At 38.0% G+C, this 18,060-nt stretch carries 16 protein-coding genes; 5 read left to right on the top strand and 11 right to left on the bottom strand.

Annotation, left to right across the window (positions count from 1 at the left end; genetic code table 11):
* Positions 1-378, bottom strand: a 378-nt coding sequence (locus BLW93_RS03675) for a transposase (protein WP_173790638.1), incomplete at its 3' end; no start/stop codon positions are given.
* 22 nt (positions 379-400) lie between these two features.
* Between BLW93_RS03675 and BLW93_RS03670 the strand changes: the two genes are divergently transcribed.
* The gene (locus BLW93_RS03670; RefSeq protein ID WP_245791990.1) at positions 401-1,579 is read left to right on the top strand and encodes a cytochrome-c peroxidase; all 1,179 of its coding nucleotides are present in this window, start codon (positions 401-403) and stop codon (positions 1,577-1,579) included.
* Positions 1,580-1,603: 24 nt separating this feature from the next.
* Here the strand turns inward: BLW93_RS03670 and BLW93_RS03665 are convergent, their stop codons facing one another.
* From BLW93_RS03665 to BLW93_RS03620, 10 genes are all read right to left on the bottom strand, one after another.
* Entirely contained in the window at positions 1,604-2,899 is a 1,296-nt protein-coding gene (locus tag BLW93_RS03665; RefSeq protein ID WP_076712758.1) for an ABC transporter ATP-binding protein, read from the bottom strand.
* Positions 2,900-2,903: 4 nt separating this feature from the next.
* Complete coding sequence (locus BLW93_RS03660) at positions 2,904-4,601, bottom strand: ABC transporter permease (protein ID WP_076712757.1); 1,698 nt, start codon at positions 4,599-4,601, stop codon at positions 2,904-2,906.
* Positions 4,602-4,737: 136 nt separating this feature from the next.
* Positions 4,738-5,445 carry an ABC transporter ATP-binding protein gene (locus BLW93_RS03655; RefSeq protein WP_076712756.1) on the bottom strand — a complete coding sequence of 236 codons (708 nt, stop codon included), beginning with the start codon at positions 5,443-5,445 and terminating at the stop codon, positions 4,738-4,740.
* Positions 5,438-6,229 (bottom strand): ABC transporter ATP-binding protein, encoded by a 792-nt coding sequence (locus BLW93_RS03650; protein WP_076712755.1) that lies wholly within the window; start codon positions 6,227-6,229, stop codon positions 5,438-5,440. The genes BLW93_RS03655 and BLW93_RS03650 overlap by 8 nt, the downstream gene beginning before the upstream one ends.
* Complete coding sequence (locus BLW93_RS03645) at positions 6,222-7,436, bottom strand: ABC transporter permease subunit (RefSeq protein ID WP_076712754.1); 1,215 nt, start codon at positions 7,434-7,436, stop codon at positions 6,222-6,224. Before BLW93_RS03645 ends, BLW93_RS03650 begins: the two co-directional genes overlap by 8 nt.
* Before the next feature lie 14 nt (positions 7,437-7,450).
* Entirely contained in the window at positions 7,451-8,362 is a 912-nt protein-coding gene (locus tag BLW93_RS03640) for a branched-chain amino acid ABC transporter permease (protein WP_076712753.1), read from the bottom strand.
* Between the two features lie 88 nt (positions 8,363-8,450).
* Positions 8,451-9,566, bottom strand: coding sequence for a branched-chain amino acid ABC transporter substrate-binding protein (locus BLW93_RS03635; protein ID WP_076712752.1), 1,116 nt, complete (start codon positions 9,564-9,566; stop codon positions 8,451-8,453).
* A 44-nt stretch (positions 9,567-9,610) separates the two neighbouring features.
* On the bottom strand, positions 9,611-10,168 hold the full coding sequence (locus BLW93_RS03630; RefSeq protein WP_076712751.1) for an RNA methyltransferase: 558 nt from the start codon (positions 10,166-10,168) through the stop codon (positions 9,611-9,613).
* Entirely contained in the window at positions 10,169-11,698 is a 1,530-nt protein-coding gene (locus BLW93_RS03625) for an ABC1 kinase family protein (protein ID WP_245791989.1), read from the bottom strand.
* On the bottom strand, positions 11,698-12,006 hold the full coding sequence (locus BLW93_RS03620) for a hypothetical protein (RefSeq protein WP_076712750.1): 309 nt from the start codon (positions 12,004-12,006) through the stop codon (positions 11,698-11,700). The genes BLW93_RS03625 and BLW93_RS03620 overlap by 1 nt, the downstream gene beginning before the upstream one ends.
* Before the next feature lie 149 nt (positions 12,007-12,155).
* Here BLW93_RS03620 and BLW93_RS03615 point away from each other — a divergent pair, with 149 nt between their 5' ends.
* The 4 genes from BLW93_RS03615 to der all read left to right on the top strand — a co-directional run bounded on the left by BLW93_RS03615 (position 12,156) and on the right by der (position 18,059).
* Positions 12,156-14,141, top strand: coding sequence for an LPS-assembly protein LptD (locus tag BLW93_RS03615; RefSeq protein ID WP_158025374.1), 1,986 nt, complete (start codon positions 12,156-12,158; stop codon positions 14,139-14,141).
* Positions 14,142-14,153: 12 nt separating this feature from the next.
* Positions 14,154-14,390, top strand: a complete 237-nt coding sequence (locus BLW93_RS03610) for a DUF6485 family protein (RefSeq protein WP_076712748.1) — start codon at positions 14,154-14,156, stop codon at positions 14,388-14,390.
* Positions 14,387-16,558, top strand: a complete 2,172-nt coding sequence (locus tag BLW93_RS03605) for an amino acid permease (RefSeq protein WP_076712747.1) — start codon at positions 14,387-14,389, stop codon at positions 16,556-16,558. Before BLW93_RS03610 ends, BLW93_RS03605 begins: the two co-directional genes overlap by 4 nt.
* Positions 16,559-16,628: 70 nt before the next feature.
* The gene (gene der / locus BLW93_RS03600) at positions 16,629-18,059 is read left to right on the top strand and encodes a ribosome biogenesis GTPase Der (RefSeq protein ID WP_076712746.1); all 1,431 of its coding nucleotides are present in this window, start codon (positions 16,629-16,631) and stop codon (positions 18,057-18,059) included.
* Position 18,060: the final 1 nt, after the last annotated feature.

The raw sequence follows: 18,060 nt of genomic DNA, 5'->3' as shown, positions 1-18,060 counted from the left end.
TATTTCCTCTAAGGTTACCTGCGATATTTTGCTTATGGTTGAGGGTGAGTATTTAAGTTCAAACACGCTTTCAAGAGCCTGGGCTACTGCTCTTGCACTCATACCAGAGGCAAACATCCCAAGTATTAAGTCTTCAAGATTGATATCTCTTCTTCTATAAGGTTCTATCAACTTTGTTCTGAATTTTCCCTCTCTATCTCTTGGAATTCTCAGATTTTCAAGCTTACCGATAACAGTATCTAAGTTTCTAACGTAAAAGCCGTTCTTTGTTCCTCCATGTTCTTTAAGAAACACTTCTCTTTCAGCCGTCATGATTGACTCTAAGGTTTGCTTTACCACTTCCTTAACTAGGTCTGGTAAAATCTTCTGTAGTTCCATTTTTGCCTCCTGGGGTTGGTATTTGTGGGGTGTTCCCCAGGAGGTTATCCCATTTCTCAAGCTTACACAAAATATCGTACACTACCGTTCACAATGTCACGGTAAAATTGCTCCATCAAAAGAAACACTTCTTGAAAAATTCAAGACACCGGAAGAACTTGTAACAAGAGCAAGAGAGCTCGTTGCAAACGGTGTAATGCCTAAAGGGCTACAATTTGGGAAGGCGGCAGAAGAACTTTTCGGAAGAAAACCTAATCTTAGCAAAAACACTACACCGCCAGGAACTAACAAATATACAAGGTTTTTCGAAATTCTTCCAACAACGCCACCGATTCCTGCCAATAATCCAATGACAGCAGCTAAGATAGAGCTCGGAAAAAGACTTTATTTTGATCCCAGACTTTCAAGAAGTGAACTTATATCCTGTAATACGTGCCATAATCTTTCAATAGGCGGTGATGATAACCAGAAAACGTCAATAGGTGACAAATGGCAACATGGCCCGAGAAACGCTCCAACCGTATTCAACGCAGCTTTCTTAAAAGTTCAGTTCTGGGATGGAAGAGCCGCAACTCTTGAAGAACAGGCTAAAGGACCGTTGACAGCACACGTGGAGATGAACGCAACACCAAAAATGGTAGTAGAAAGATTAAAGCAGCTACCTGACTATGTAGAATTGTTTAAAAAGGCATTTCCAGGAGAAAGAAATCCGATAACATTCGATAACGTAGCTAAAGCCATAGCTGCTTACGAAAGAACGCTTATCACACCAAATTCACCGTTTGATAGATACTTAGCTGGAGATAAAACTGCACTTACCAAAACACAAATAAAAGGCATGAAACTTTTTGTTGACTTAGGATGTGTCTCTTGCCACAGGGGGCCCGTTCTTTCCGACGGAATGTTCCACAAATTCCATATTAACAATGATAAGGGAAGATACAACGTAACCAAAAATCCGGCAGATATGTATAAATTTAGAACGGCACAGCTACGCAACGTAGCTCTAACAGCTCCATACTTCCACGATGGTTCTGTTAAAGACCTATCTGAAGCGGTAAGAATAATGGCAAAGAAAATGCTAAAGAAAAACCTTACAAGAAAGCAAACTTATGAAATCACCAGGTTCCTTGAATCTCTTACTGGCCACATACCGATGGAGCCTCGCGTTCTCCCTGTAATGACAGAAACTGTTAAATAAAGCGGGCGGCGCTTTGCCGCCTTATTATCCATTTTCAAGGATTATTAGCTCATTTTCATCATCGTAAGCTATGATCTCCGCGTATCTTCCCCACTTGATAAGAATTTCCAGTTGCCTTTCTGCTTCCTCTTCAGGCATTTCAAGAGAAAGAGAAGCAACTAAAACATCCCATTTTAAAGCTTTGTTGTCTGCAGACTTTAAAATATTAATAAGCCACTGGAATATAGGAAGTTTCTTGACAGCTACGGCAAACATCTCTTTTCTCACAAGAATACTTGCCTGAGAAAACGTTTCACCAAGGGGTGTCAAAATAACATCTCCATCTTTAACTTCAACAAACTTTAAAAGTTCCGCAGCTTCAATAAGATTTAAAAGTTTTTCAGAACCAATATTTAGCTCATCTGCAAGTTTATATATGTCATACCTTTTTTCTGCTTTTTCATCAAGATACTCTATAAGACCTATAAGATCAGAGATATCAACATCAGGAAGGATAAACTTACCCGGTTTTTTCGCCTGAGCGAATGTGTGTAATTCCTCAACAACTTTACCCGCAAGAATAGAATAAACTTTATCAACTATGTTTATAAATTCCTGAGATTTTCTATCTCTCGGATGGGGCAGGTTTACTTCAAGTTCTGCAATAATTCTCCCAGGATTTTTATCCATTACCACAATTCTATCTGCCATAAAAACAGCCTCTTCAATATTATGGGTAACCATCAAAATCGTTTTTGTGGGAAGTTTCCCTTCTATCCAGAGTTCCAAAAGCTCTCCCCTTATCGCTTCAGCGCTCAAGACATCAAGGGCAGAAAATGGTTCATCAAGACATAAAAGTTCAGGCTCAAGGGCTATAGCCCTTGCTATTCCAACCTTTTGACGCATACCGCCGGAAAGTTCACGGGGATACGCTGTCTCAAAACCATCAAGTCCCACTCTATCAATCAACTCAAGGGCAATTGGAACTCTTATCTTTTTCGGAATACCGCGAGCTTTAAGGGCAATTTCAACATTTTCAAGAACTGTTAACCAGGGAAACAGGGCAAACGTCTGGAAAACAATTGTAGCATCAGGATTAACACCTTTAAGCGGCTTTCCCTTATATAAAACCTCACCTTCGGTAGGTTTCTGAAGGCCTGTTATAATCCTTAAAAGGGTACTTTTCCCACTACCAGAAGCCCCTACCAGACAAACAAATTCATCTTCATAAAGCTTAAGATTTATATTTTTTAATGCATAGAAAGATTTCTCCCTTCCTTTATACATATGGCTTATGTTTTTTAAATCTACCAGAACTCTTTTTTCTTTCTGCTTTTCCATATTCTTACTCCATTGAAAACTTTTCGTGTGCAAGGTCATACAGCTTTTTCCAGAACAACCTGTTTATCAAAACAACCGTAACGATCATAACCACAGTAGATGTTAAAAGAAGAGGATAGTTACCGTTAGCTGTTGAAAGGGCAATCAATTCTCCAAGACCATTTATTTTCAAAACCTTACCACCAAACTTAATATATTCGGCAACTATACTGGCATTCCAGGCTCCACCGGCAGCTGTTATCCCACCTGTAACAACATAGGGAAAAATTGCAGGAAGAATAAGAACTTTCCACTTTTCCCACTTTGATAGATGAAGTAGCTGCGTTGTATATTCCAGATCCTTAGGAATGGAAGAGGCTCCAGCTATAACATTAAACAAGATATACCACTGAGTTCCTGCCATCATTAGAACAATAGAAGCTACATTTAAACCTCCTGGAAGATTCAAAAAGATGAGAACAAAAACCGGGAAAAGGGCAGTTGCTGGAATAGAAGCTATGATCTGGACAAGCGGCTGAAGCCATCCGGCAAGCTTTTCATTTCTTCCAATAGCAACACCGACCGGAATAGTCCAGACAAGCGACAAAACTAAAGCTATGAAAACTCGCAAAGTTGTCGCCCCAAGAGCCCTAAATATCTCTTCCCATTCATAAGAAGGAATATCCATCATAACGCCAACAGCTTTAACAGCTTCATAAACAACAAAAATCACAAAAACATAAAATACGATTTTTGAAAAAAGACTCTCCTTCTCCTCTTCAGATCTGTCTCTAAAAGGCCACTTCTTTATTGACCACATATCTATCTTTTCAGAAATCATCTGCCACATTGCATCAAGTTTTTCAAGAATACCCGATGATTGAAGAAAGTTATAAAACCAGGAAGATGGTTCTTTATCAGATTCAACATACTCTATTTTGAACTTCACAGACCAGGCAAGAAGTGGCCTCCAAACAAGCTGATCAAGAATAACAATAATAAGAATCAAAGCGAAAAGTCCCATAAGAATTGCATGTATATCTTTTTTATCTGCCGCCGTTTGAAGATAAGAACCAAGCCCCGGGAGGCGAAAGTCTTTGTTCCCAACAGTAAACATCTCCGCTGCCATGAGGAAAAACCATCCCCCCGCCCAGCTCATCATGCTGTTCCATATAAGATTAATAGCCGCAAAGGGAAGCTCCAGAGTTTTTAAACGCAACAGCCTGTTAAATCTGAATACTCTGCTGGCTTCATCAAGATCTTTCGGAATCGTTATAAGAGATTGATACCAGGCAAAAGTGATGTTCCATGCCTGGCTTGTAAATATAAGGACAACAGATGCAAGCTCTGCTGCAATATTCTGAGACAAAAAAGTGCTGAAAGCTAGCAAAGTAACAGGCAAAAAAGAAAGTATAGGAACACTTTGAAGAACATCAAGAAGAGGCATAAGAATCATTTCGGCTTTCTTATTGTAAGCCGCAAAATATCCATAAACAAGGCTAAATATCAAAGACAACAAATACGCAGCTCCCATTCTTGAAAGGGAAAAGAAAGAATATTTAAAAAGAGCTGATGGTGACAAAGATATAGTTAAGGTTTCTCCCGAACTACCACCTTTACGGGCAAGCAAAAGCGCAAAATAAAGAAAAGCAAGTATGATGATAATTCCTATAACAAACCTGAAATCTTTTTTATTAAAGGATATTTTGAGTAATTTTCTCACTGTTGCCTCCAGCCCCTCTATAAATGGCCAGGCTTATTGTAAAACAAAGAAACTTAATTTCAAAATTACGCCAGAGGCAAAGATAAGATTTTAAGAGGAAATTTCAAGGGGAAATCCACCACAAGGGTGGAAAAAATCAAAGACCAAGGTATGCTTTTTTAACTTTCTCATTGTTGAGAAGATTTTCTGCTTTATCTTCCATCGTTATTCTGCCGCTTTCCATAACATAAGCCCTATCGGCAATTCTAAGAGCCTGATGAGCATTCTGCTCAACAAGAAGAATCGTAGTTTTATGCTCTCTGTTGATTTTAACTATGATTTCAAAAATCTGTTTTATAATCAAAGGGGCAAGGCCAAGGCTAGGCTCATCAAGCAACAACAGTTTGGGCCTTGCCATCAATGCTCGTGAAATAGCCAACATCTGCTGTTCTCCACCAGAAAGTGTACCGCCAAGTTGATTCTTCCTCTCTGCCAATCTCGGGAAAAGTTCGAAAATATACTCTAAATCTTTCTTAATTCCTTCTTTATCCTTCCTCAGATAGGCACCCATATCAAGGTTTTCCATTACTGTAAGTTCAGGAAAAATCATACGTCCTTCGGGAACCTGCACTATTCCTTTTGCTACTATCTTATGAGGAGGAAGCCTGTGAATCGGCTCGCTGTTAAAAATTATCTCTCCCGACCGGGGAGGAACAACACCACATATAGACATAAGCGTGGTTGTTTTACCTGCACCGTTAGCTCCGATAAGCGTTACAATTTCTCCTTCGTTAACCTTTAAAGAAACATTATGAAGAGCCTGTATATTACCGTAAAATGTATTTATATTTCTAACCTCAAGCATTGTGTTCCTCTCCAAGGTAAGCTTTTATAACCGCTGGATTATGCCTTATCTCTTCAGGTGTTCCTTCGGCAAGGAGCTTTCCGTATTCCATGACATAAACTTTCTCTGAAATATTCATGACAAGTTTCATATCATGTTCTATCAGCAGGATAGAGATATTTTCGTTATCTCTAATGTGATATATTAAATCCATAAGCTCGGTTGTCTCCTTAGGATTCATACCAGCAGCAGGCTCATCAAGCAAGAGAACAGACGGTTCTGTAGCAAGCGCCCTTGCAATCTCAAGACGTCTCTGAGCACCATAAGGAAGATTTTTTGCAAGCTCATTAACATACTTTTCAAGTCCAACAAGTTTAAGAAGCTCATAACTTTTCTCTATTGTTTCCTCTTCTTCTTTCCTTGTTCTTGGCCCTTTAAAGATTGCTCCCAATATCCAGGATTTTGTCCTACAATGCCTTCCAACCATAACATTTTCAAGTGCAGTCATATTAGGAAAAAGACGTATGTTCTGAAACGTTCTTGCAAGTCCCAGCTCTGTAATTTTATTTGGCTTCATACCATTTATTCTTACCTTTTTTCCATCTTTCGTTCTCAAATAGATATCACCGGCAGTAGGTTTATAAATACCCGTAACACAGTTAAAAAACGTAGTCTTTCCAGCACCGTTTGGTCCTATAAGAGCAACTATCTGCTCCGGATAAACCTGCAAACTTACATTATCTACTGCTTTAAGTCCTCCAAATTGCATCGTAAGATTTCTAACATCAAGAATAGGCTCACTCATTGCCACCCTCAGCCGACTCTTTTTTCTTGTAAACGAATCTACCACCTCTAAACGGAATCAAACCCTCCGGTTTAAACACCATTACCAGAACCAGCGCAAGTGCAAAAATCAACATTCTATAATCAGAAAACGCCCTCAAATATTCTGGAAGAAGGATCATAACAAGTGCTGCAAGAATAACACCAACGATAGAACCCATACCACCGAGAACAACAATGGAAAGGATAACAACAGATTCAAAGAACGTAAAACTTGCTGGGCTGACATAAGTTGTTTTTGCCGCAAAAATCACACCGGCAAATCCAGCCCAGGTCGCGCCAAGAGCAAAAGCTGTAAGTTTTGCAGTAACTCTATCTATTCCCATTGCCTGACAGGCTATATCATCTTCTTTCAACGCTAACCAGGCACGGCCAAGTCTGGAATTTTGTAATCTGTTAACAACAAAAATTGTGAAAATAACAAACGCCAGAGTTATGTAATAAATATAAATAAGAGATTGATTCACATTCATCTTAATGCCAAAGAGAGGTGGCCTTGGAACACCGGAAATACCACTTGGACCGAAAGTAACACTATCCCAGTTTTCAAGAACTATTCTGATAATTTCGCCAAATCCCAAAGTGACTATGGCAAGATAATCACCACGAAGTCTTAAAACCGGAAAACCTAAAAGAATACCGGCAAATGCTGCAAGAATACCGGCAATAGGTAGAACTTCCCAGAAATTAAGCCCAAAATGGTAATTCAGCAGTGCGTAAGCATAAGCACCTACGGCATAAAAAGCCACATATCCAAGATCAAGAAGACCTGCAAGCCCTACAACTATATTAAGTCCGAGTCCCAGCATAACATATATCAGTGCAGTTGCCATTATGTTTGTTTGATACGTTGAAAAAAGCCAAGGGAAAGCAATAGCAAAAGGTAAAACAGCCGCATAGAAGGGCCTGCTATACTTGGGATTAGAGAGAACCTTGTAAATTATTGAATCTTCATCACTACTTCCTTTTCTTTCTTTTCTTTCCAGAAAGTATCTCCATAGATAAGAAAGAATAAAAGCTGCAATCGCAACATATAAGATGTTTTTCCACCGAAAGATTATCTTATTATCGGCAGTATCCACCTTCATTACCATTATTGGAAATGTTAAAAACACAAACCAGAGAGCTGCTACTAGCGACTTTTTTGTCTCTTCTATAACTCCTTTCATCTCCTACCACCTGCTTAAACTTTTTCGGTATCAGTTTTGCCAAGAATGCCTGCAGGGCGGAAAATAAGGATCAAGACAAGAAGAATAAACGCAAAAACATCCTGATAATCACTTGATATATATCCCGCACCAAAACTTTCTGTTAAACCTAAGATAATTCCTCCAAGAGCCGCACCTGGAATACTTCCAATTCCACCTAAAACAGCAGCGGTAAATGCTTTAAGTCCAGCCATAAAACCTATGAAAAAGTTTATCTGGCCTACATAAGAACCGATTAAAACACCACCTATCGCAGCAAGAGCTGAACCTATAATAAACGTCATGGAAATTGTTTTATCAACATCAACACCACAGAGCATCGCCATCGTTTTATTCTGAGCAGTTGCTCTCATGGCTTTTCCTATTTTTGTCTTCTTAATAAAGAAATGGAGAGCAATCATAACAATGAAGGTAACAATGATTATTATCAAACCTACAGGGTCTATATAATCGCTTATTTTATCAAGAATACCTATATGGGGAATAAGATCTGGAAACGGAACGAAATCCGGTGTCTGTGCAAGCATAACATAGTTCTGTAAAAAGAGAGACATACCGATAGCACTGATAAGAGGCGAAAGCCTCGGAGCGTTCCTTAAAGGTTTGTAAGCTATTTTCTCAACAGTGTAACCATAAGCCGAAGCATAAATCACCGCTATCACAGTAACTATGAGAAAAATAAATCCCGTGCTCAAACCAAATTTCCCGAGCAGAACGGCAAATATAAGTGCAGTAAAAGCACCTATCATATAAATTTCGCCATGTGCAAAATTAATCAACTGGATAATACCGTAAACCATGGTGTAACCAAGAGCTATAAGGGCATAGATACTTCCCTTTGTCAGGCCACTAACGAAGAGGTCTGTAAAGTATCCCCAATCAATCATCTCACACACCTCTACTCATAGAATAGCGGCGGATAACTGAAAAAGCTACCCGCCGCCCTATAAAATTTACGAATAAATTATAAACCAATTACTGAACCTGGACAAACTTTCCGTTTCTAACCTGATAAATGGCAAAACCTACACCTTCAGCTTCGCCATTCTTATCAAACTTAATTTTACCAAGTGGAGTTTCAACATACTGCGTATGAAGAACTTTAACTATCTTATCGAAATCTGTTGAACCTGCTTTTTGAATAGCATTGAAAAGTGCCTGAGCAGCCGCATATCCGTTGAAGTAGAAAGCTCCAGGCTCTGTTCCGTATTTCTTTTTATGCTCTTCAAGAGCTACTTTGTAAAGGGGATTTCCTGAAATATCTTTAGGACCTGATGCATAAACACCTTCTGCATACTTTCCAGCAACCTGAATAAATTTATCGTTTTTAATACCATCACCTGAAATAAACGGAACTTTAACTCTCATTCTTCTCATAGCCATAACGATTTTGGATGCCTCAGGATGGTAGCCTCCAAACATTACAACATCCGGATGAACCCTTTTAATCCTCTGAACAATAGCAGAATAATCCATTGCACCTCTTGTAACACCAGCAAAAAGGACTACCTTTGCCTTTCCGCTCTTTTCTATGTAATCCTTAACATAAGTTGCAAGACCTTTTCCGTAATCCTCTTTGTCGTGAATAATTGCCACTCTTTTAGCGTGAAGTTTATTGATAATAAAATCAGCATCAAGCTTAGCCTGAGCATTATCTGGTGCAATAGTTCTAAAGAAAACAGGAGCACCAAGTTTTGTAAGAGATGGGTTTGTTGCAGACGGAGAAATAACAGGAATTCTGGCTTGCTTGTAAATAGGAAGCGCTGCTTTTGTAGCACCACTACAAATATGACCGATAACTCCAACAACTCCCTGTGTTACAAGGTTTGTAGCAACGTTTGTCGCTATTTCTGGCTTGCATTGATCATCAAGAACAATAACTTCAATCTTTTTGCCAAGAAGGCCACCTTTAGCATTATATTTTTCAGCAACTATTTTGACAGCATGGACAGTCGGAACCCCAAACGGTGCCAGATCTCCGGTGTGAGGACCGGCCACACCTATCTTGATAACATCTTCCGCGTGTGCAGGCGCAAAAATAGCCATCAACGCAAAAAGAGCCACGGAAAAGAAACTTAATACTCTCTTCATTCCTTCTACCTCCCTTTCCAGGATACTGAATTTAATCCTGTATTTTATCGCAAACCGAGTAACCTGTCCAGAACTATGGAGGCAGCGGAACGAACAGAAAGATGATTATAATCGGTAGGACCACATATAGGTTCAAGAATATAATCAGAAGAATGGATAAACTCTTCCGTCAACCCCCAACCTGTGCCAAAACATATCAAATAAGGATGCTCATTTTTAGTTATTTCTCTCCTTAAAAAATCAAAAGAAACTGTATGTTCATATCTTTTAGCCGAAGTCGAAACAATTTTAGGCTTTTTACCTTCTTTTTTTTCAATATCTGAAATCGCATCTTCTATATAAGGAACAGCCTTAACAAGTTTTAATGCTTCCCATCTTTTCGGATTATATTCTCTTCCGTGTCCCCCCTGCCAGAAAGAAAGCAACTTATTGGCAAGCCACAAATGATTCTCTATAGGTTGAACGATGTAATAGCCTTTAACTCCATAAGTTCGTGAAGATCTGGCAATATCGTGAATATCAAGTGTAGTAATAGATGTAGCAACAACTTTTTTCTCCTTGTTGTAAACAGGATAGTGAATCAGAGAAACATAAACACTCATTTAATCGTTTCCTCCCTTCAAAAACGGATAAAGAGCAGCAAGCAAAAGATAAACCGGCACCATTATGGGTTTTGTAGCAAGAATGATACTAAATCCCAGAATAAATGAGGATTCCAGAACAGGAATTTCCCTCTTTTCGTTTCTATTTTTTTTCAAGTTTTTTTCCAGAAGTTCTGGAAGATTCTCTATTAAAGACGCATAAGCTGCGGCTGCCCTCATTGTTCTGCGACGGAAATCCTCCAGCATAAATTTTGGTATCAATTTCTTTAAGTAAGGTTGAAGGACGGGAGGAAGCGTAAAGTCCGGACAGATTATTCTTGCAACGGATTCTGTGTGCGTCACCGTCTTTAATAAAACCAGTAACTCTTCTGGAAGAACAACATTGAACTGCCTTGTTATTGCAAGTTCCTCGTAAAAAAATTTTTCAGCATCTATTTTTGAAAGAGGTCTGTTGTAATATTTATCAAGAAAAATAAGAAGTTCCCTTTTTAAAAGCTGTTCATTAACATTATCGCCAACCGCTCCAACTTTTTTCAAAGCCTCGACTATCATATCAACATCTTTTTTCATAACGGCATACGAAAACATAAAAAACGCTGAAAATGTATCCGGTGAAAGCCTTCCAATAATTCCAAAATCAACAAAAGCAAGCCTTCCATCATCAAGGACAAAAATATTTCCTGGATGAAGATCCCCGTGAAAAACAGAAAGTTCAAAAATCTGCCTATTTACAAGAATCACGAAATCTTTGGCAAGCTTTCTTCTATCAAATTTTTCCAGGTTTTTAAGATCAGTAAGTTTCGTTCCATTTATAAACTCGGAAACCAAAACATTCCTGTTGGTGTATTCCCAGTAAACTGCAGGAACAACAAGCCTCGGCTCCTTTTCTTCTGCAAATTTTCTAAACATTTCCATATAAGAAGCCTCTTTTGTAAGATCAAACTCATCAAGCAACACCCTCTCAAATTCCTCAATAATTGAAGGAATTCGATAATCTCTTAAAGGCTTCACAAATCTCGATAATTTTTTTACCAGAAGTTTAAGAATAGCAACATCCTTTTTTATTTGACCTTCAACACCAGGCTTTATTACTTTTACGGCAACTTTTTTCCCATCTTTAAGAACAGCAGTATGAACCTGGGCTATGGATCCGGAACCTATAGGCTTTTCAGAAAATTCAATAAAAGCCTCTTTCATATTACCGAGAACTTTTAAAATATCATCAAGAGGAACGGGAGGAACATTATCCTGAAGCTTCTCAAGTTCTTTTATGTATTCCTCAGGGAAAACATCAACTCTCGTAGAAAGCATCTGCCCTATCTTTATATAGGTGGGCCCTAAAGTCTCAAGAGCAATCCTTAAACGAACAGGAGGAGGATAATCAAGCAAAAATTTCCACCTGCGAAATATCAATTTACCAAGACGTAAAAAAGAACCGGGAACCTTGGCCTTCAAATACTCATAACTACAAAAGAACAGAGCACCTGTTACATCCTTTACCCTTCTGTTTCTCTCTTTTATAGAAATCACTATTTATCACCCTTCAACTTACAAATTTCATCTTTCAACTCTTCAATTTCTTTCTCTAAACGCTTAACATCATCTTTAGTGGCAAGATTCATTTTTTTAATTATCTCTTCAATCTTCTCTTCAACCTCTTTCTTTTGATTCTCAAAAGTCTTTTTCAAATCTGCAAGAAGTTTAGTGCCTTCTTTTTCCGCAATCTTACCTTCCTCTTCCAGTTTCCTCACAAACTCTTCAACTTTCTTATTCACTACGGAAATGGCACCTATTTCTACAAGAGCAATCTTCCTTATAAAATCTGAAAGCCTTTCCATGACTCCACCTCCTCAGGAATTTACACATTTAAATCTATACCATTTTCTAAAAGAAAGAGAAACTTCCTATTTACTTTAGCTCTACTATGCCTTTCAACCAAACGATTTTAGTTTAAAATAAAAGCTAACAAAACAGGCGGAGTGTATTGGTGAAAAAATTTATAACTGCACTAATTCTTGTCATTTTCCAGATCTACAATGCTTTCGGTCAACTTCAGGGACCAATAACACTGACAGCCGACAAAATCAAAGGGAACGTTCAATCAAGAATAAAAGCGGTAGGAAATGTAACAGTGCACTTTGATAATGCAACCATTAAAGGGAATTTACTCTCCTACGACAACAAAACAAAAATTATAACTATCTCAGGAAACGTTTTTATAGAACAGCCGCCGATAAAATTGTGGTGTTCCAGCCTGAAATACAGCATTGCCACTAAAAAAGCAGAATTCTATAAGGTTGAAGGTGAAATATCTCCCACCGATTTTATAAAAGCCGAAAAACTGGTAAAAGTTTCCGACAAGCTCTGGTTTGCATATAACGGAACATATACTCCCTGTTGTTGCTGTTGTGAAAGACCGGATTGGTCAATAGAAGCAAAAGAGTTCAAGATAAAAACAGGGGAAAGCTTTAAAGGAAAGTGGGTGGCTTTTGACATCCTTTCTGTTCCCGTAATAATTTCACCTGCGATAAGTGGACCCATCGTCGAAAAAAGAACAACAGGTTTCTTAGTACCCAAATTCGGCTACATTAAAGATCAGGGTATAACGATAAAACAACCTTTTTATATAGTTCTGGGAAGAAGCGCCGATCTTACTCTAACCTACGAAAAACGCTTTAGAGACGGAAATGGTGAAAGTGCAAAGCTCAGATATGTCCTGTCACCATACAGTAAAGGTAATCTCTATTATTATCGAATAGATTCGGGAAATGAAACAAACTGGCAATTGGACTTCAAACACTCTTATTTTAAATCTGACTATTCCTACGGCAACATAAAAATAAACATCGTAAGCAGCAGAAATTTCTTTACTGAAAACGGAACCACAGACGTCGAAACAATCACTCAGCAATATACGAAATCAGACATAACTTACTCCCATCTATGGGATCACGCAATTCTAAATGCAAACCTCGTTTATCTGGATAGTCTTGACAATTCAACGGATTCTATCTTTCAAAAACTTCCAGAGGTTAACTTTTACTTAATGGACATTCCAATAATTAAAAGATTACCTCTAACCTTCAGCATTAACTCTGACTTTACATACTTTTACAGGAAAGTGGGATTTAGAGGAAGCAGATTCAACATTGAACCTTCGTTAAGATACACTATATTCACAGGAAGCCTGAAAAACAGTTTCAAGTTAAGTAACCTTATTTCTTATTACTCAATCAGTGAAAATGGAACAGAAAACATTTACAGAAGCCTGTGGAAATACGAAGAAAAGCACTTTTCCAATTACAGATTTTCAACGGACAACCTGACAGTTTCAATAAATCCCGAAATCTCCTTCAACTATGTTCAGAGTAAAAATCAAAACGATATCCCAGACTTTGACGGAACAGATGTGATAGAAAGAGAAAAGAAAATAACAGCTTCTTTGACTACTTACTTTTACAAGAAAGAAAAACAACTTGCAAAACTTAAAATTGAAAACGGATACAACTTCTACCTGGAAAAGGAACCTTGGGAAACATGGAATATGGACGTAGAAGTGACTCCAAATTCCAGATTAACATTAAGAGAGCACCTCGAATTAAACGGAAACACAAAGGAAATATCAAAAATTGATTCCTATGTAAACTTTGCTGGAAAAAAGATTTCCCTGTGGATAAATCATTATCGCTCTTTTGTAAAAGCAGAAAAAAATGACTACATTCGATGGGGAACAACCCTGCATATCAACCGCTATCTAACATTTTCATACTCTCAACGTTACGACTTACAATACAATTTTGACAGAGAAAGGCAATACACTTTGAGTATAAACAGAAACTGCTGGAAGGGCAACATCTCTTATCACTGGATAAAAAGTTTTGACGGAACAATAAGCTATCAAATTATGCTAAGAATAGATCTTCTAAAATTAGGAGGTTACCAGTATAAATACGAAGGTATAACTGCAGAATAGAGGAGGATAAAAATGGAATGCAAACGTGACAGAAACCTGGAATTCTGCGGTTGCACCTATATGGCATGCAACAAAAGAGGTGTATGCTGCGAATGCATTAAGTATCACAAAGACATGGGAGAAATCCCCGGATGCCTCTTTCCGCCGGAAGCTGAAAAGATGTATGATAGGAGCGTCGAATTTTTTGTAAAAGTCTGGGCAGAAAAGCTAGGTTATAAGCTTGTCAAAAAGAGAGGTATTGATACATGAGTGAAAGTATCAGAAGATTTAATACGTTCACCGGCGTTTTCGTTCCGACATTGCTATCAATTTTTGGCGTAATTCTATTTTTAAGAACAGGATGGGTAATAGGAAACACAGGCCTAATAGAAGGTATAATTCTTATAACTCTGGCAATGTCCATATCCTTTGTAACCGGCCTCTCTTTATCTTCTATTTCAACAAACAAAGAAGTAGGCGTTGGCGGTGTATATTACATAATTTCAAGAAGCTTAGGATTGGATGTAGGTGGAACAATAGGTATACCTTTATATATTTCTCAAGCAATTTCAGTAGCCTTCTATCTTATAGGTTTTGCTGAATCATTAAGAGGCATATTCCCAAACATCCCGATAACGATAGTAGCAACTGCCGTTCTAATCCTCTTCACCGTAATCGCTTATATCGGTGCAGATTTTGTAATGAAGCTTCAGATAGGTATATTTCTTGCTTTAATTGCCGGTATTTTATCTTTCATATTTAATCCTCACTTCTCTCTAATATCCCAAAATCTTGCTCCTCATTATATTAAGGGTCAAAACTTCTGGACAGTGTTTGCCGTCTTTTTCCCCGCTGTAACAGGAGTAACAGCAGGCATTGCCATGTCAGGAGAGCTTAAAAATCCGAAAAGAGCAATACCGATCGGAATCATATCGGCTCTCCTTGTATCCTATGTAACTTATATATTCATTGCTTATAAACTGGCATGCACCGCACCTTACACTGTTTTGCAAAAAGATACCCTTGTAATGGTTCACAACTCCATATTTCCGTTCCTGGTTTACATTGGCATCTGGATGGCAACTCTCTCCTCAGCTCTAACATTTATAGTGGGAGCACCAAGGACACTACAAGCTCTTGCATTTGACGGTGTTGTTCCTTCCTTTTTTGCAGCAACACTTGGTTCAAAGAAGGAAGAGCCCAGAGCTGGAATAATCATAACGTATATTATTGCCCAGGGCATTCTATTCCTTGGTTCACTTAACCTGGTGGCCTCTATAATTACCATGTTCTTCCTGATAACTTACGCAGTAACCAACCTGGCTGCAGCACTTTACGGACTTCTTAAACCTCCCACATACAGACCTTCTTTCAAAGTTCCCTGGTATATCTCTGCATATGGCGTTGCTGGATCATACATAGTCATGTTTTTAATCAACGCTGGAGCTACTGCTGTTGCTACAATACTTCTGCTTCTTCTATACGGATTCCTCAGACGAAAACAGTATAAACAGGCATGGGGCGATATAAAAACTGGAATTTTAATATCGATAGCAAAATTCGCACTTCTAAAGGTAAACGAAAAAGAGCAGGATCCTAAAGAGTGGAGACCAAACGTTCTTGTATTTTCAGGCAGACCGAAAGAGAGACCTTACCTTGTGGACTTTGCAAGATTTTTATCCTTCAACGATGGCTTAATAAGCCTTGTTAATATCATTTTCTCTTCAGAGGGTGAGAATATAGAAACAAAAAGGCAGGAAGAAACCAAAATTCTTGCAGATTTTATAAAGGAAAATAAGCTTGATTTCTTTCCCAAAGTCATAGTTGCAAAAAATGACAAAAATATATTCCCGATAGTTGCTCAGAGCTACGGATTCGGGACCGTAGAAGCAAATACAGCACTTTTCGGATGGGGTAAAAACTTCCAGAATCAATTAAGGCTTATCAAAAGCATAAAAGAGTTAACAAACCTGAAGAAAGATGTGCTCATTCTGAATTTCAATGAGTCAAAAGGCTGGGGCAGAAAAAGTACAATAGATATCTGGTGGGGCGGAAGAGGCGGAAATTTTGCCTTAATGACATTCATTGCCCACACTTTGAAAGAACACCATGAATGGAAAAAAGCAAACATACGTATAATGAAAGTGGTTAACTCTGAAAAAGAAGCTGCAATTTTTGAGGAAGCATATAAAAAACTTTTAAAAGCGGCAAGACTTGACACAGAGGTTAACATCATAGTTAACAAAGAGCAAGAAGACTTTCATACCTTAATAAAAGAAAATTCTATGTTTTCCGATCTGATAATACTTGGTCTTGGCATTCCTGAAGAAGGAAAAGAAGAAAAAACAGTTAAAAGGATAAACCAGATAACGGAAGACCTACCAACAACATTGTTTGTCAGAAGCATGACACCAAAAGATATATGGGATATAGGATAATAAACGTTGCAACAGGTTGTGGAAAATTATAGTTTTCCTCCAGCCAAAAATTCCTGTAACGGAGGAAAAAATGAAGAGATTACCGGTAATAGCAATTGTGGGAAGACCTAACGTTGGTAAATCTTCCCTTTTTAATAGACTTTTAGGCAAAAAAGCCGCAATCATTGACGACACCCCTGGCGTAACAAGAGATCGTATAGTTCAGGAAGCAGATATTGACGAGCATACTGTCCTATTGATAGATACAGGTGGTGTTGATACATCTGGCGAGGGATTTTCAAATTCTATAACAAAACAGGCACAAAGAGCTATGGACGAAGCCGACATCATCGTATTTGTAATAGACGGACAGGAGGGAGTTACTCCTCTTGATGAAGAGGTTGCAAGGATTTTAAGAAAATGGAAAAAACCCATAATAGTGGCAGTCAATAAAATAGATGAACCGTTTATGGACCATCTTGCCTATGATGCCTACAAGCTTGGATTTGAAGAAGTTATTCCAATGTCAACAATACATAAAATAGGTATTCCTACTTTAAAGGAAAAAATTATTGAAAAACTTCCGGAAGAATTAAAGAAAAACGCAAAGTCAAGATTCAGTGAGAAAGAAAGCGCAGAAAAAATAAACAAAATCATTACCGGAAACGATTTAGAAGGCCTTGAAAAAATAGCCGAATCTCTCGAAGAAAAAAAAGAGATTGAAATCCGGGAAAATACAGAACCACCGAAAATAGCAATAATTGGAAGACCAAATATGGGAAAATCCACCCTCTTAAATGCTCTCGTTGGAGAAGAGAGAGCTATTGTCTCTGATGTTCCCGGAACAACAAGAGACGCGATCGACAGTTACGTAAAAATAGACGGAAAGGAGTACATTTTCATAGATACAGCAGGCATCAGAAGAAGAGGAAAGATAAAAGATATCGAATACTACAGCTACCTTAGAGCTCTTGACGCTATAGATAGAGCTGACATTGTAGTTCTGCTTATAGACGCAGAAGAAGGACCTACAGAAAGGGATGCAAAAATAGCCGGTATAGCTCTTCAGAAATATAAACCGATCATCATAGCAGTTAACAAAATAGATAAGATAGAGAATCAAAAAGAATGGGAAAAAATACAGAACAAACTGGATATGGTGTTTGATTTTATTCCTTATGCACCAAAAGTTTTTATCTCAGCCAAAGAGAAGAAAAACCTGAAAGAATTACTCAAACAAATTGACGATATATATGAACAATATACCAGAAAAGTCAAAACTGGAGAATTTAACAGAGCATTAAAAGAGCTAATGGAAATTCATCAACCTCCCGTTTACAAAAACAGAATAGTTAAAATTTACTACGGAACACAAGTAAAAATAAAGCCACCAACTTTTCTTCTATTCGCAAACTATCCAGAAGGTATACCCCCAAATTTTCGTAGATTCCTTGAAAACAGAATTCGCCAACGCTTTGGTTTTACAAAAATACCTATAAGAATCGTATTTAAAAAGCGATAAA

The organism is Desulfurobacterium indicum, from assembly GCF_001968985.1.
Classification (GTDB): domain Bacteria; phylum Aquificota; class Aquificia; order Desulfurobacteriales; family Desulfurobacteriaceae; genus Desulfurobacterium_A; species Desulfurobacterium_A indicum.
The sequence above is the reverse complement of the archived record's forward strand: the minus strand, read 5'-3'. Positions and strand labels throughout refer to the sequence as shown.

What these genes read in the sequence shown, in the direction of transcription:
- BLW93_RS03655 (WP_076712756.1), bottom strand. Translation starts at nt 5,445, where the DNA reads ATGCTTGAGGTTAGAAATATAAATACATTTTACGGTAATATACAGGCT.
- BLW93_RS03650 (WP_076712755.1), bottom strand. Translation starts at nt 6,229, where the DNA reads ATGAGTGAGCCTATTCTTGATGTTAGAAATCTTACGATGCAATTTGGA.
- BLW93_RS03635 (WP_076712752.1), bottom strand. Translation starts at nt 9,566, where the DNA reads ATGAAGAGAGTATTAAGTTTCTTTTCCGTGGCTCTTTTTGCGTTGATG.
- BLW93_RS03620 (WP_076712750.1), bottom strand. Translation starts at nt 12,006, where the DNA reads ATGGAAAGGCTTTCAGATTTTATAAGGAAGATTGCTCTTGTAGAAATA.
- BLW93_RS03665 (WP_076712758.1), bottom strand. Translation starts at nt 2,899, where the DNA reads ATGGAAAAGCAGAAAGAAAAAAGAGTTCTGGTAGATTTAAAAAACATA.
- BLW93_RS03640 (WP_076712753.1), bottom strand. Translation starts at nt 8,362, where the DNA reads ATGATTGATTGGGGATACTTTACAGACCTCTTCGTTAGTGGCCTGACA.
- BLW93_RS03645 (WP_076712754.1), bottom strand. Translation starts at nt 7,436, where the DNA reads ATGAAAGGAGTTATAGAAGAGACAAAAAAGTCGCTAGTAGCAGCTCTC.
- BLW93_RS03630 (WP_076712751.1), bottom strand. Translation starts at nt 10,168, where the DNA reads ATGAGTGTTTATGTTTCTCTGATTCACTATCCTGTTTACAACAAGGAG.
- BLW93_RS03610 (WP_076712748.1), top strand. Translation starts at nt 14,154, where the DNA reads ATGGAATGCAAACGTGACAGAAACCTGGAATTCTGCGGTTGCACCTAT.
- der (WP_076712746.1), top strand. Translation starts at nt 16,629, where the DNA reads ATGAAGAGATTACCGGTAATAGCAATTGTGGGAAGACCTAACGTTGGT.
- BLW93_RS03605 (WP_076712747.1), top strand. Translation starts at nt 14,387, where the DNA reads ATGAGTGAAAGTATCAGAAGATTTAATACGTTCACCGGCGTTTTCGTT.